The sequence below is a fragment of the Winogradskya humida genome (assembly GCF_016862215.1).
GTDB classification, from domain to species: domain Bacteria; phylum Actinomycetota; class Actinomycetes; order Mycobacteriales; family Micromonosporaceae; genus Actinoplanes; species Actinoplanes humidus.
Genome location: NZ_BOMN01000097.1, coordinates 46683 through 61314 on the forward strand (window position 1 = coordinate 46683; position 14632 = coordinate 61314).

At 70.9% G+C, this 14632-nt stretch carries 14 protein-coding genes; all 14 read left to right on the forward strand.

What is annotated here, in order from left to right; all coding sequences use genetic code 11:
* The first annotated feature begins 156 nt into the window (after positions 1-156).
* The 14 genes from Ahu01nite_RS34005 (at position 157) to Ahu01nite_RS34070 (ending at position 14630) form a co-directional block, all read left to right on the forward strand.
* Entirely contained in the window at positions 157-1800 is a 1644-nt protein-coding gene (locus Ahu01nite_RS34005) for an ABC transporter substrate-binding protein (RefSeq protein ID WP_203840814.1), read from the forward strand.
* Positions 1793-2674, forward strand: coding sequence for an ABC transporter permease (locus Ahu01nite_RS34010; RefSeq protein WP_203840815.1), 882 nt, complete (start codon positions 1793-1795; stop codon positions 2672-2674). Before Ahu01nite_RS34005 ends, Ahu01nite_RS34010 begins: the two co-directional genes overlap by 8 nt.
* Positions 2671-3753: an ABC transporter permease gene (locus Ahu01nite_RS34015; protein ID WP_203840816.1), complete on the forward strand. Its 1083-nt coding sequence runs from the start codon at positions 2671-2673 to the stop codon at positions 3751-3753. Before Ahu01nite_RS34010 ends, Ahu01nite_RS34015 begins: the two co-directional genes overlap by 4 nt.
* Positions 3754-3758: 5 nt before the next feature.
* Entirely contained in the window at positions 3759-4436 is a 678-nt protein-coding gene (locus Ahu01nite_RS34020; RefSeq protein ID WP_203840817.1) for an alpha/beta hydrolase, read from the forward strand.
* Between the two features lie 95 nt (positions 4437-4531).
* The gene (locus tag Ahu01nite_RS34025; RefSeq protein ID WP_239159346.1) at positions 4532-5518 is read left to right on the forward strand and encodes an ABC transporter ATP-binding protein; all 987 of its coding nucleotides are present in this window, start codon (positions 4532-4534) and stop codon (positions 5516-5518) included.
* The gene (locus Ahu01nite_RS34030) at positions 5515-6483 is read left to right on the forward strand and encodes an ABC transporter ATP-binding protein (RefSeq protein ID WP_203840818.1); all 969 of its coding nucleotides are present in this window, start codon (positions 5515-5517) and stop codon (positions 6481-6483) included. The genes Ahu01nite_RS34025 and Ahu01nite_RS34030 overlap by 4 nt, the downstream gene beginning before the upstream one ends.
* Positions 6480-7238: an amidohydrolase family protein gene (locus Ahu01nite_RS34035; RefSeq protein ID WP_203840819.1), complete on the forward strand. Its 759-nt coding sequence runs from the start codon at positions 6480-6482 to the stop codon at positions 7236-7238. Before Ahu01nite_RS34030 ends, Ahu01nite_RS34035 begins: the two co-directional genes overlap by 4 nt.
* Complete coding sequence (locus Ahu01nite_RS34040; protein ID WP_203840820.1) at positions 7235-7675, forward strand: cytidine/deoxycytidylate deaminase family protein; 441 nt, start codon at positions 7235-7237, stop codon at positions 7673-7675. Before Ahu01nite_RS34035 ends, Ahu01nite_RS34040 begins: the two co-directional genes overlap by 4 nt.
* Positions 7669-8415, forward strand: a complete 747-nt coding sequence (locus Ahu01nite_RS34045; RefSeq protein ID WP_203840821.1) for a creatininase family protein — start codon at positions 7669-7671, stop codon at positions 8413-8415. Before Ahu01nite_RS34040 ends, Ahu01nite_RS34045 begins: the two co-directional genes overlap by 7 nt.
* A gap of 10 nt (positions 8416-8425) precedes the next feature.
* Entirely contained in the window at positions 8426-9064 is a 639-nt protein-coding gene (locus tag Ahu01nite_RS34050) for a cyclase family protein (RefSeq protein WP_203840822.1), read from the forward strand.
* Entirely contained in the window at positions 9061-10605 is a 1545-nt protein-coding gene (locus Ahu01nite_RS34055) for a gamma-glutamyltransferase family protein (protein WP_203840823.1), read from the forward strand. The genes Ahu01nite_RS34050 and Ahu01nite_RS34055 overlap by 4 nt, the downstream gene beginning before the upstream one ends.
* Positions 10602-12095: an amidohydrolase gene (locus Ahu01nite_RS34060; RefSeq protein ID WP_203840824.1), complete on the forward strand. Its 1494-nt coding sequence runs from the start codon at positions 10602-10604 to the stop codon at positions 12093-12095. The genes Ahu01nite_RS34055 and Ahu01nite_RS34060 overlap by 4 nt, the downstream gene beginning before the upstream one ends.
* A gap of 70 nt (positions 12096-12165) precedes the next feature.
* Positions 12166-12921, forward strand: coding sequence for a sulfite exporter TauE/SafE family protein (locus Ahu01nite_RS34065; protein WP_203840825.1), 756 nt, complete (start codon positions 12166-12168; stop codon positions 12919-12921).
* A 209-nt stretch (positions 12922-13130) separates the two neighbouring features.
* The gene (locus tag Ahu01nite_RS34070; RefSeq protein ID WP_203840826.1) at positions 13131-14630 is read left to right on the forward strand and encodes a serine hydrolase domain-containing protein; all 1500 of its coding nucleotides are present in this window, start codon (positions 13131-13133) and stop codon (positions 14628-14630) included.
* Positions 14631-14632: the final 2 nt, after the last annotated feature.

Here is a 14632-nt window from a genome sequence, read left to right on the forward strand (position 1 = left end):
CGTGGCCTGCGTTTTCACAGCCTCGGTAATCGAACGTTCACATTCGTGACACCAGAATGCATCGCCGCGGCATCACGCTAATTGGATCCAATATCTGCAAAATATGATCCCATTCTTGAGAGATACCACGCACCGCTGGATGTAGGAGTTGCCCTCATGACGGATTCCCTCGCTTCCCGCTCCTTCTCGCGACGCAACATATTGCGCGGCGCCGGCCTGCTCGGCATGGGCGCCGGGCTCGGTATGACCGGACTGCTCAGCGCCTGCGGCGTCGCCGCGGACGACGACAAGGACTCGGCCAACGGCGGCCGCAGCGGCGGCACGCTGACGATGGCCATCGACGGCACCAGCGCGGTCAACGACCCCGCCTTCTACACCACCCTCGGTGACTGGATGGCCGTCGACTGCATCTGCCGCGGCCTGACGTTCATCTCCTTCGAGACCAACGATCCGCAGCCCGACCTCGCCGAGAGCTGGGAGCTCTCCGCCGACAAGCTGACCTACACGTTCAAGCTCCGGCAGGGCGTCACGTTCCACGATGGCACCACGTTCACCTCCGCCGACGTGCTGGCCAGCCTCGGCCGCCAGTTCAACGCCGACGACAAGACGCTGCCCGAGGGCTCCTCGCGGCCGCTGCAGAGCCTCGGCAAGAACATCAAGAGCCTGACCGCGCCGGACGCGAACACCGTGCTCATGGTGCTGGCCTCCCCCGACGCCACCGTGCTGAACAGGCTCTCCGACATCGGCGGCCGGATCATCTCCAAGGCCGCGCTCGACAAGTACGGCAAGGACATCGGCAAGAACCTCGTCGGCACCGGCCCGTTCAAGTTCTCGGCGGCGACCTCCGGGCAGTCCGTGACGCTGGAGGCGTTCGACGGGTTCCGCCTCGGCAAGCCCCCGATCGACCGGCTCGTGCTGCAGCAGGTCACCGACCCGTCGACGATCGTCAGCTCGCTGCTGTCCGGCGACATCAGCGCCACCCAGTTCACGCCCTACTCGGCGCTGGAGCAGCTGCGCAAGAACGACGCGGTGACCGTCTACGACACGCCGTACAGCTTCGACGCGATCCTCATGATCGACGCTCGCAAGATCAAGGAGCTGGACGTCCGCAAGGCGATCAACCTCGCCGTGGACCGCCAGGCCATCCTCAGCCAGGCGTTCTTCGGCGCGGGCGCGCTGCCCGTCGGCTACACGATCCCGCCGTCGCAGAACGGCCACGACCCGGCCCTGGCCGACCTGAGCACGCAGAACATCGAGCAGGCCAAGCAGCTCATCGTCGCGGCCGGCGCGACCGGGCGGACGGTCCGGCTGATGGCCGCCAGTGACAGCTGGCACCCGAAGGCCGCGCAGATCGTCGCGCAGAACCTCACCGACATCGGGCTCAAGGTGGTCACCGACTCCGTCGACCCGGCCACCTACTTCGGCCGCGTGGTCAACCCGGCCGACGAATACCACGACCTCATGATCTGGGAGCGGAACTCCTACGTGCCGGACCCGGACAACATGATCGGGTCGCTGGCCATGCCGGCCGGTGTCTACGGCGACTTCGCGACAGGCTTCAACACCCTCGACGGCTCGGCGGTGTTCGCGACCGATCTCACCGCCGCCAAGAACATGCCCAACGGCGCCGAGCGGACGGCCAAGTACAGCGACATCCAGCGCCGCTTCGCCGAGCAGTTCATGGTGATCTCGATGCTGGGCTACTCCTGCAACCCGGTGGTCAGCGGGGCGAAGGTGAAGGACATGAACTTCGCGGCCCTCGGCAGCCACCGCTGCTTCATGGAGAAGGCGAGTGTCTGACCGAGCCCTGAGCGCACGGCCGGTGCCGGCCGGGCGACTGCGGGCCGCATATTCGCGGCGCCGGGTCGCCCGGTCGGCGCTGGGCGCCTGCTCCTGGGCGATCGTGCTGCTCTTCGTGCTGATCGCCCTGCTCGGCCCGCCGCTGGTCGGCGCCGACCCGGCCCGCCAGACCAGTGACGCGATGGCGTCGATCGGCGCGAGCGGGCACCTGCTCGGCACCGACGACCTCGGCCGCGACATGCTGGCCCGGATGCTCTACGGCGCCCGGCCGCTGCTGCTCGTCGCCTTCCTGTCCACGGCTCTCGCGGCGGTGCTCGGGGTCGCGATCGGGCTGGTCGCCGGCTTCTTCGGGCGCTGGATCGAGTGGGTCCTGATGCGCCTGATGGACCTGGCGCTCGCGTTCCCCGCGATGCTGCTGATCATCCTGGTGGTGGCCGCGTGGCGTCCCGGTGTGCCCAGTCTCGTCGTCGGCATCGGCGTCTCGCTCGCTCCCGGCCTGGCCCGGCTCACCCGGGCGCTCGCGGCCCGCGAGGCCGGGCGCGACTACGTGCTCGCCGCGCGGCTCGGCGGCACCCGTGCACCGCGGATCATGGTGCAGGAGGTGCTGCCGAACATCGCCGGGCCGCTGCTGGCCCAGGTCGTGATGACGCTGTCGGTCGCGGCCGGGTTCGCCGCCGGCCTGTCGTATCTCGGCCTCGGCATCCAGCCGCCGACCCCGGACTGGGGCTACATGGTGCAGGCCGGGCAGGAATTCCTCTACACCGCGCCGCGCCTGGTCGTGCTCCCGGCGGCGGCCACCCTGATCTTCGTCGTGGCCTGCAACTTCGCCGGTGACGACCTGCGCGACGCACTCGACCCCCGGGGGACGCGATGACGACCGTGGCAGCTGTGGTCCCCCGGCGCCCGCTCCGGGATCGGCTCGGCACTCCCTGGCTGGTCGTCCGGCGTCTGCTGGCCGTCCCCATCGTGATGTTCTTCCTGGCCAGCGCGGTCTTCGTGGCGATGCGGCTGCTGCCCGGCTCGCCGGCCACCTCACTCGCGGCCGGCGGTGCGTCCGGCGACACCAGCGCGGCGGCGCTGCGGGAGAACGAAGCCCAGATCAACGAGGCGCTCGGCCTGGACAAGTCCCTGGCCCATCAGTACGGCTCGTTCCTCAGCGACATCGTGCACCTGGACCTGGGCACGTCGTTCTACGGCGGTAACAGCATCAGGACGCTGCTCGGCGGGGCGCTGCCGGCGACCATCGAGCTGACCGTCGCCGCGATGCTGATCGCCGTGCTGCTCGGCATGGTCACGGGCGTCATCGCGGCGCTGCGCAAGGACACGTGGATCGACAACCTCACCCGCTCGGTGGGCACGGTCAGCTTCTCGCTGCCCTGGTTCGCGCTCGGCGTGCTGGCCATCGTGATCTTCGGGGTATGGCTGCAGTGGCTGCCGATCATCGGGCGGATGCCGTCGGCGCTCGATTACCGGCCGACGACCAACTTCGTGCTGCTCGACGCGATCCTGCAGGACCGCCCGGAGCTGATCTGGCCGTGGTTCCAGCACCTGATCCTCCCCGCGACCACCCTGGCACTGAGCATGGCCGGGTTCATCACCCGGATCGTGCGGGCGTCGGTGCTGGAGGTGCTCGGCGACGACTTCGTGCGGACCGCCCGGATGAAGGGCCTGTCCGGTGGGCAGATCCTGCGCCGGCACGTGCTGCGCAACTCCTCCCTGCCCATCGTCACCGTGCTGGGCCTGCAGTTCGGCTCGCTGCTCGGCGGCTCGGTGATCACCGAGACCGTCTTCTCGTACCCGGGCGTCGGCAACATGCTGGTCAACGCCATCCTGCAGCGCGACTACCCCGTCGTGCAGGGTGCCGCGCTGGCCATCGCGTTGCTGTTCACCCTGGTCAACGTGGCGACGGACCTGCTCTACCTCGTCCTCGACCCGCGACTGCGAAAGGCCTGACACCCATGAACATCGTCCTGGTGCACGGCGCCGGCGGAACCCCCGCGACGTGGACGGAGGTCGTGCCGCTGCTCGAAGCCGCCGGTCACAGCGTCACCGCGGTGACCAACCCGATGACCTCGATGCACGACGACGTCGCGCACACCGCGTCGGTGGTCCGCGACATCGCGGGGCCGGTGCTGCTGGTCGGTCACTCGTACGGCGGCGCGGTCATCACCAACGCCGGCCACGAACCCCAGGTGACCGGGCTGGTCTACGTCGCGGCGTTCGCCCCGGACGAGGGCGAGTCGGTGAACGGCATCGTCGAGCGCTATCCCCCGGCCGAGGTGTCGAAGTACATGCGGCGCGGCCCCAACGGCGAATGGTCCTCGGAGCACACCGAGGACTACTGGAACGAGATCGCCTGGGACGTGAAGCCCGAGCAGCGCCCGGTGTGGGACGCCGAGTCCCGGCAGAGCGCCGCCGAGATCTTCACCGACAGGACCGGTGAGCCCGCCTGGAAGACCAAGCCGAGCTGGTACCTCATCGCCGCCCAGGACAAGACGCTCCCCACGGTCATCCAGCGCGACATGTCCGCCCGGATGGGCGCCGCGATCTCCGAGGTCCCCGGCAGCCACTTCACGCCGCGAGTGCATCCGGATGCGGTGGTGGCTGTGATCGAGAAGGCGCTGAACCCGACATGACCGATCGCACCGAGCCTCGCCGTGCGCAGGTGGGGGACGGCCGTGACGGCGAGGGCCGTGAGGGCATGTCCTTGATACAGGGCGATAGTCAGCCGTTGCTCTCGATCAGGGGGCTGAAGGTCGAGTTCGACGTGCCGGGCGGGCGGCTGCCTGCCGTCGGGGGCATCGATCTCGATCTGGGCCACGGGGAGGTGCTGGCGCTGGTCGGCGAGTCAGGGTCGGGCAAGTCCGCGCTTGCGATGAGTTTGGTGGGGCTGAACCGCGGGCCGCGTACCCACATCTCCGGGGTGGCGGCGCTGAACGGCCAGGACCTGGTCGCCAAGAGCGAGGACCAGCTGCGCAAGGTGCGGGGCAAGGACATCGCGGTGGTCTTCCAGGACGCGCTGGCCGCGCTCAACCCGACCCAGAAGGTGGGAACGCAGATCGCGGAGATGATCCGCACGCATCAGCGCGTCACCCGTAAACGCGCGTGGGAACGCGCCGTCGAGCTGCTTCGCGAGGTCGGCATCGCCAACCCGGAACAGCGGGCGAAGACGTACCCGCATCAGTTGTCCGGCGGGATGCGCCAGCGGGTGATGATCGCGATCGGGCTGGCCAACGAGCCGGCGGTGCTGATCGCCGACGAGCCCACGACCGCGCTCGACGTGACCATCCAGGCTCAGGTGCTGCGGCTGCTCAAACGGCTGCAGACCGATCACGGGACCACCGTCGTGCTGATCACCCATGACCTGGGCGTGGTGGCCGAGGTCGCCGACCGGGTCGCGGTGATGTACGCCGGCCGGATCGTCGAGCAGGGCACCCGCGACCAGGTGCTGTTCGCGCCGCAGCACCCGTACACCCGGGCTCTGCTCTCGTCGGTGCCCCGGATCGACGGCCCGGCGCAGGAACGCCTGCCGGCCATCGCGGGCAGTCCGTTGTCGGGGGTGGACCGCCCGTCCGGCTGTGCCTTCGCACCGCGCTGCACCTTCGCCCACGACGCCTGTAATTCCGCCCAGCCCGCTCTGATCCATCGGTACGGCATGCCCGGGCAGCTCGATGCGTGCGTGCTCGGTCCTGACCGCGAGAAAGTGGCCGTGTCATGAAGGTCCAGACGCCGTTGATGCAGGTCGAGAAGCTGTCGGTGGAGTTCGGCAACAAGGTGCGCGCCGTTCGCGACGTCGACCTGACCGTCTACGAGGGTGAGACGCTGGGCCTGGTCGGCGAGTCCGGCTGCGGTAAGTCCACTCTCGGCAAGGCGATGCTGCGCGTGATCGAGCCCAGCTCGGGCGCCATCCGTTACCGCGGCCTGAACATCACCGACCTGCGCGGGACGGTGCTGCGCAGCACCCGCGCCGAGCTGCAGATGGTGTTCCAGGACCCGTTCGGCTCGCTGAACCCGCGCCGCAAGGTCGCGGACATCGTCGCCGAGCCGCTGCTGCGGGCCCGGGGCGCCGACAAGAAGACCGCCCGGGAGACCGCACTGGACCTGCTGGACCTGGTCGGGCTGGGCCGCGAGGCCGGGGAGCGGCGCCCGCACGAATTCTCCGGCGGGCAGCGTCAGCGCATCGGCATCGCCCGCGCGCTGGCACCCGGGCCACGGTTCGTGGTGGCCGACGAGCCCGTCTCCGCGCTGGACGTGTCGATCCAGGCGCAGGTCATCAACCTGCTCGCCGACCTGACCCGCGACCGCGAGCTGACGATGTTGTTCATCTCGCACGACCTGGGCGTGGTCCGGCACGTCGCCGACCGGGTCGCCGTGATGTATCTGGGCGAGATCATCGAGATCGCGTCCCGGGACGCGTTCTTCGCCGCGCCCGCCCACCCGTACAGCGAGGCACTGCTCTCCTCGGTGCCGCAGCTGAGCCAGGAACCGCGTGAGCGGATCGTCCTGGAGGGCGAGCTGCCCGACCCGGCCGCACCACCGCCGGGCTGCACGTACCACACCCGATGCCGGTACGCGGTCGACAAGTGCCGCACCACCCCACCGCCGCTCGCGGAAGTACAGCCGGGCCGCTCCGTCCGCTGTCATCTTCCGCTGATCGCCATCACTGAGAGGCCGAACGCGTGATCATCGACGCCTACAACACCACCCAGGACGTCCGCGGGCGCTCGGACTACCTGACCGGGGCCCGTCCCGGCCAGGCGCCGCCGCCGCACGTGCCGTTCGACCCGCAGCGCATCCTCACCCGGATGGATGCCGCCGGCGTGGACATGGCGATGGTCTGCTCGCTGGCCCAGCGCATCGAGAACGACTTCATCATCGACCTCGTCAAGGCGCATCCGACCCGGCTGTTCGGCTTCGGGCAGGTCATGCCGCAGGCCGACGACGCGCTCGACGAGATCGAACGGATCGCGGCGGCCGGGCTCTCCGGGCTCAAGCTGCACCCGAGCCTGCACGGCTATCACGTCGCCGACCACGGGCTGCTCGACCCGGTCTTCGCGAAGTGCGCCGAGCTGGGCCTGCCGATCCTGATCAACGCGCTGGACGACGCGTTCTGCGCGCCGCTCGCGATCGAGGAGATCGCCAAGGGGCACCCGGACGTGCCGACGATCATCGCGCACATGGGCGCGGTCTGGAACGTGCCCGAGGCGATCATCGTGTCCGAACGCAACCCGCACATCTTCCTGGAGACGTCGGCGACGCTGGTGAGCGACGTCAAGCGCGCGTACGCCCGGCTGGGCCCGACGAAGATCCTGTTCGGCAGCGAGTGGCCGGGCTCCGACTTCGACCTGGAGCGCTTCAAGATCGCCAAGGCCATCCCGGACGAGGCCGACCGCGCGCTGGTCGAGGGCGGCAACATGGCCGGGATCCTCGGGCTGTGATCACCCCCGTTCCCGCACCGGCGGACATGACGGCCGGTGATCTGTCCCTGTTGCGGCTCGCCGAGGAGCTCCTCGAGAAGGTGTACGTGTTCGGGCGCCACGAGGTCGCGACCGCGCTGCGCACCGCCGACGGCGGGGTCTACACCGGCGTACACCTCGAAGGCTCATGCCGCCGCAGCTCGATCTGCGCCGAGGGGATCGCGCTCGGCGCGGCCCGCGGCGGGCTCCCGGCCGGTGCACCGCTGACCGTCGACACCGTCGTGTCGGTGCAGATCAAGCCCGCCGACACGTTCCGGATCATCGCCCCGTGCGGGGTGTGCCGCGAACTGATCAGTGACTACAGCCCGGACGCGACCGTCTGGCTGACAACCCCGGACGGCCCGGCCCGTATGAGGGCGCTGGACCTGCTGCCGGAGAAGACGAGGCGAGCATGGTGAACCAACCGATCCTCTGGGACTCCCTGACCTGGCAGGACAGTGCGTCGGCCGGCGACGCGGTGATCATCCCGGTCGGCGCGATCGAGCAGCACGGCCCGCACCTGCCGCTGAGCGTGGACGCGCGGATCTGCGAGGCCGTGGCGCACGCCGTCTCCGCTGTCTCGCGCGTGCCCGTGATCCCGACGCTGACCTACGGCGTCTCCGGCTCGCACGGCGACTTCAACGGCACCATCGCGCTGCGGCCCGAGACGCTGATCGCGGTGGTCGAGGACATCATCGAATCGCTGTACGCGAGCGGCGTACGCCAGTTCATCCTGCTCAACGGCCACATCTGGAACAACGGCTCGCTCGACGTCTCCGCCGAGAAGCTGCGGGTACGCCACAAGGACGCCCGCGTGCGCGCCCTGGGCTACGTGACGATGTACCCCGGCCCCGAGGTCGACGGGCACGTCACCTACGGCCGCGGCCTGATGCACGCCAACTTCTTCGAGACGTCGGTGATGCTGCACCTGCACCCCGAACTCGTCCACATGGACCGCGTCACCTCGCACACCGACGTCGACTCGTTCTGGGACTACCGCATGGACCAGGTCAGCGAGACCGGCGTCTGGGGTCGCGACGTCGACGAGGCCAACGCCGGGCACGGCAGGTCGGAGTTCGAGCGCTGCGTCGACACCACCGCGCGGGCCGTCACCGCCGCCGTCGCCGAGCCCTGGCCGAACCCGAAGCACCGTCCGTAAGGGGAATACCATGGAGATCTTCGACATCACGCTCCCGATCCACCCGGAGATGCTGCACTGGGGCCGCAAGCCCGAGGTGGAGATCGTCGAGTCACTCGCCAACGGCGACGCGTCCAACGTCACCCGCTGGCGCCTCGGCGCCCACACCGGCACCCACGTCGACGCCCCGGCCCACTTCGTCGACGGCGCCACCCCCATCGACAAGGTCTCGCTGCACTCCCTCGTCGGGCCTGCCATCGTGGTGGACATGACCCACGTGACCGGTGACATCACAGTGGAGGATCTGACGGCGGCCGGCGTGAGCGGCCAGCGCCGGGTGCTCTTCAAGACCACCAACTCGGGCGGCCCGCTCAAGGAGACCGACCGCGCCCCCAGCTGGGTCGGGCTGTCCCCCGCGGCCGCGAAGGCGCTCATCGACGACGGCGTCGAACTGGTCGGCATCGACTACCTGACCATCGAGAGCCACACCCTGACCGACACCTGGGACGCGCACCACGCACTGCTCGGCGCCGGTGTGCTGATCCTCGAGAACGCCGACCTCGACGCCGTCCCGCCGGGCGACTACGAGCTGGTCTGCCTGCCCGCCAAGCTCGTGGACGCCGACGGCTCGTTCACCCGCGCCATCCTGATCAAGCGGGACCCGGCATGACCGAGCCCGGCACGTCCGCCGGCGACGTCGCTGCTCCAGCGGGTGCCCCTGGTACGCCGGCCGTTGCTCCGCCCGGTGGCGGCGGGCGGGTCGCTCTCGCGGCGCCGCATCCCGCGGCGGTCGAGGCGGGGCGGACCGCGGTGGCGGCGGGTGGGAACGCGTTCGATGCCGCTCTGGCAGCCGCGGCGGCGCTGACCGTCGTCTACCCGCACCAATGCTCGATCGGCGGCGATCTCATCGCGATCGTCCGCCCCGCCGGTGGTGCTCCCAAGGCCGTGCTCTCGATCGGCGCGGCTGCCCAAGCCGTGGACGTCGACGCGCTGCGGGCCGCCGGTCCCCGGATCCCGATGACCGGGCCGCTCTCGGTCACCGTTCCCGGTGTCGTCGCAGGCTGGGCCGCCGTCTTCGCCCAGGGAGCGCGCCTGCCCTGGGCGGCGTTCCTGGAACCCGCCATCACCCTTGCCGCCGGCGGTGCCCCGGTGAGCCCCGGCCTGGCCCGCGCGATCCGCGACCGCGCGGAGATCATCGCCGCCGACCCGGGCCTCAGCGCCGTGGTGGGTGGCCTCGCCGAGGGCGACCCGCTGGTCCAGCCCGCGCTCGCGGAGTCCCTGACCGCGATCGCCGCGAACTGGCGCACGTTCTACAAGGGACACCTCGGCCACCGTCTCGCCGCGGGCCTGGAACGCCTCGGCAGCCCTCTGACCGCGGCCGACTTCGCCGCGCACGAGGCGGAGGTGACCGAGCCGATGACGACCGAGGCGTACGGTGCGACCTGGGCCGCCGCTCCCCCGCCGAGTCAGGGTGCGACGTTCCTCGCCATCCTGGGCGCCGAGGATCTGCTCCCCGTGACCCGCAGGGCCCAGCTCGCCCGCGACGCGCTGCTCGGCGACCCGCGCACCGGCCCCGTCGACGTGGACGGCCTGCTGCTGCGCACCGCCCGCGAGCATGCCCCGGTCACCGCCGGTCCGCGGCCGACCGGTGACACCGTGGCGGTGACCGCAGTCGACGAGGACGGCAACGCGGTGACGCTGATCCAGAGCGTCTTCCAGAGCTTCGGCTCCGGTCTGCTCGACCCGGACACCGGCATCGTGCTGCACAATCGCGGCTCGATGTTCAGCCTCGACCCGGAGCACCCCGGCCGGATCGCCCCCGGTGCCCGCCCGCCGCACACCCTGTGCCCCTCGATCGCGATCTCCGGCGACACCGTGCTCGCGCTGGGTTGTCAGGGCGGCCGGTCCCAGCCGTGGATCCTGGCCCAGGTGGCCGGTGACGCCCTGAACGCCGCGGACCCGGCCGCCGTCGTGGGCCGCCCACGCTGGGTGATCGGCAGCCGCGACGTCGGCTATGAGGCCATGACGCTGCTCCTGGAACCCGGTCTCCCGGACACCCTCGCAGCCGCGGCGCGCGGGCTCGGCCTCGACGTCGCCACCACCGCGGGCCCGCACGACGACGCCGGTCACGTCCAGGTCGCCCGGCTCAGCGGCGGCACCCTGGCCTGCGCGAGCGACCCCCGCGCCGACGGCATCGCAGCGGTGCTGTGACCACACTGCTGGTGATCGGCGCGATCCGCACCCAGGACCCGGACCGGCCAGTCGCTTCGGCCCTGGCCGTCGCCGGCTCCCGCATCGTGGCCATCGGAGACCTCGCATCAGTACGCCGTGAGCTGCCCTCCCGCACCCCGATCCTCGAGGTTCCCCACGTCACACCGGGTTTCGTGGACAGTCACGTGCACCTGCTCTGGGCCGGGCGCCGCGCGACCCGCCTGGTCCTGACCGACGCCGCCACGCTCCTCGACGACCTGGCCGCCCACGCCGCCGCGCACCCCGGATCGCAGTGGATCGAGGCGGACACCGAACTCGACGGCCCGCTGCCCGATGCGACCGAGCTGGAGACGGCGGCGCCCGGCATCGGCGTGGTGCTCGACATCAAGGGCCACGACGCGCTGGTCAGCACCACCGCACTACGCCGCGCGGGCATCGGCCCGGACACCCCCGACCCGGCGGGCGGGCGCATCGAACGTCACCCCGGCGGCGTTCCTACCGGCCTGCTCGTGGAGCACCCCGCGGTCGCCCTGGTCCGCGCCATGATCCCGGCGCCGTCCGAGGCGGAGATCTCCTCGTGGATCATCGCGGGTCAGAGATCGTTGCTGGCGCACGGGATCACCACGGCGGTCGACCCTGCGGTGGAGGTGAGCGCGCTCTCGGCGTACGGACAAATGGGCCGGACCGGGCAGTTGCGCATGCGGGTCGCGGTTTTGCCGTTGGATCTTCATGGTGGCCTGGCGGAGACCGATCGGCTGCGGCTCGGGCCGACGAAGATCTTTCTCGACGGCGGCGGGTCGCTGGGCACGGCGCTGCTGTCGACGCCCTGGCCGGGCACCGACGGTTACCACGGCAACCAGACGGTCAGCCGTTCCGTGCTGCTGGAGGCGGCCTCCGGACCACGCGGCGTCGGGGTGCACGCAGTCGGTGACGCCGCGATCGACCTGGTGCTCGACGTGCTGTCCGTGGTGGATCATCCGCAGCGCTCCCATCTGATCCACGCCTACCTCGGGCCGAGCCCGGCCGCGATGGCCCGCGCGAGGCAGCTCGGCGTGGCGGTGTCGGCGCACCCCGCCCTGCAATGGGACTTCGGCGCGGGACTGGTCCGCCGCCTCGGCGCCACCCGGGCCGCGACGGCGAACCCCCTGCGCGACTGGCTGGACGCGGGGGTGCTGGTCGGTGGCGGCTCGGACGGCCCCGGACCACCGATGTCCGTGCTGCACGGGATGTGGCAGGCGCGCACCCGCATGGTCCGTGAGCTACCGTCACCGCTCGGACCGGACCAGGCCGTCACCGCCGACGAAGCCCTCGACCTGTTCACCACGGGTGCCGCTGCCATCGCCGGCTTCGGCGACGGCCGCCTGCGGGTGGGCGGCCCCGCCGACCTCACCGGCCTCGACACCGACCCCCTCACCCCCGACCCCGCCGCCCTGCTGACCGGACGGGTGCTCGCCACCGTCGTGGATGGAACCGTGGAGTACACCGTATGAACGACTGCACCGAGCGGCACACGCCGCCGGCACCGGAACGCCGCGAGCGTATGCCGAAGGAGGGCTCAGCTTGAGCCCGCTGGAAGCCCTGGGACTGCTCGCCGCCGGCCTGGGCGCCGGGACAGTGAACGCGATCGCGGGCGGCGGATCCCTGATCACGTTCCCGGTACTGATCGCGATCGGCCTGCCCGGCGTGGCGGCGAACGTCAGCAACTCGCTGTCCGTGGCGCCGGGATACGCGTCGAGCGCCGTCAGCAGCCGGGCCGACCTCACCGGGCAGCGCCGCCGGGTCCTGCAGATCATCCCGACCCTGATCGTGGGCGCGCTCGGCGGCTGCGCGTTGCTGCTGCTCACCCCGCGCGCGGCCTTCGACGTGGTGGTCCCGTTCCTGGTGCTCGGCGCGACGGCGATGCTCGCCTTCCAGAACAAGCTCCGCGGGCTGGCCGGGCACCCTAGGGATTACAGCCCCCGGCGCGCGGCGATCTACCTGCACGTGGCGGTGCTGCTCTGCGGACTGTACGGCGGGTACTTCAACGCCGCCCTCGGCGTCCTGCTGATCGCGGGCCTCGCCCTCGTCCTCGACGAACCCCTGCGCCGGGTCAGCGCCCTGAAGAACGTCCTGTCCGCGGTGGTCGGCGTGGTGACGGTGCTGATCTACAGCGCGTTCGGGCCGGTCAACTGGGCGGTCGTCGCGGTCCTCGCCCCGGCGACCATAATCGGCGGCTTCGTGGGAGCGAAGGTCGCCCGCCGGCTGCCCGCCCCCGTACTGCGCTGGCTGATCATCACCTTCGGCACGGTCGTGGGGATCATCCTGCTCGTACGCTGAGTGAGAAACCCCAAGGCCGCAGCCGAATGGGGCCGGCACGCCGCCCCGGCCCAGGCCGTCGCAGGCACAGCCGGCTCGTTGGGTGGGGACAGCCGGGTCGTCGCGCAGGCACGGACGGATCGTCGGGCAGGCACAGCCCGGTCGTCGGGCAGGGACAGCCCGGTCGTCGGGCAGGCACGGACGGGTCGTCGGGCGGGTATAAATCAGGGATGCAGAGCACTGTGTTGCCGCGGAGTACGCCCGGGGAGCAAGGCGTCGATGCCGGGGGGATCGAGAGGTTCGTCGCCGCGGTTGCGGGGATGGACGGGGTGGAGTTGCACAGTCTGATGGTGCTGCGCCACGGGCATGTTGTTGACGAGCGGTGGTGGCATCCCTATGCGCCGGGGATTCCGCACGGGTTGTATTCGCTGAGCAAGAGTTTCACGTCGACGGCGCTCGGGATGGCGGTGGCCGAGGGGCTCGTCGATCTGGACGCCACGGTGCTGTCGTACTTTCCGGAGCTCGACGAGGTTGTCACCGATGCCGGGGCTCGGTCCATCCGGGTGCGGCATGTCGCGGCGATGGCCAGTGGGCATGAGGAGGAGACCGTCGAGCGGGCGCGGGTGGCCGGGGGCGGGGATCTGCTGCGGGGGTTTCTGCAGGTGCCGCCGGAGCGGGAGCCGGGGACCGTGTTCGCGTACAACCAGCCGTGCACGTATGCGTTGTCGGCGATCATCAGCCGCGTCAGTGGTGGGTCGCTCACCGGCTTCCTGCGGCCCCGGTTGTTCGAGCCGCTGGGGATCAGCACGTACGGGTGGGAAGCGGACCGGGTCGGGCGGCAGCTGGGGTTCGCGGGGCTGCACGTCGCGACCGAGGCCATCGCGAAGGTCGGTCAGTTGTATCTGGACGGCGGTGTGTGGGCGGGGCGGCGGCTGCTCAGTGCCGAGTGGGTCGCGGAGGCCACCCGGAAGCACGTGGAGACCGGGCGGCCCGAGGCGGACTGGAATCTCGGGTACGGCTTCCAGTTCTGGCGCAGCCGGCACGGTTACCGCGGTGACGGGGCGTACGGGCAGTACATGCTGGTTCTGCCGGAGCAGGACGCCGTGATCGCGATGACCGCGCAGAGCCCCGACATGGCAGCCCAGCTCGACGCCGTGTGGACGCACCTGCTGCCGGCCCTGACCGCGGGAAAAGACAAAGCTCAAACCGCGGGCGCAGACAACGCGCACACCGCGGGCGCAGACAACGCGCACACCGCGGGCGGGGACAACGCGCACACCGCGGGCGGGGACAACGCGCACACCGCGGGCGCAACCAGCGCGCAGACCGCGCCGGTAACAGAGCTGGCGCAACCAGGACGCGGAGACAGCGCGCAGACCGGGACGGCAACGGAGCTGGAGCTCGAACGGCCGGTGGGTCCGGCGCGGCTCACGACGGGGAGCTACCGGGCTGGGGCGGGCAACGAGGTCCCCACCGTGCGGGAGGTGGTCGTGGACACGAAGGAGATCGTCGTGGATGGGGAGGCGATGGCTCTCGGTGATGACGGGGGCTGGGCGGGCGGCGGGGCGGTTGTCACGGCGTACGGTGCGGATGTGGTTGATCTGGTGTTTGTGGAGACTCCGCACCGGATGACGATCGTGCTGGATGCGGGCGCGGGGACCTTCGCAGCCCGCTGGCGGACCGTGCCGCTCGGCAGGCCGACGGTCGCCGCGCAGCGCATGCCACGGTAGGG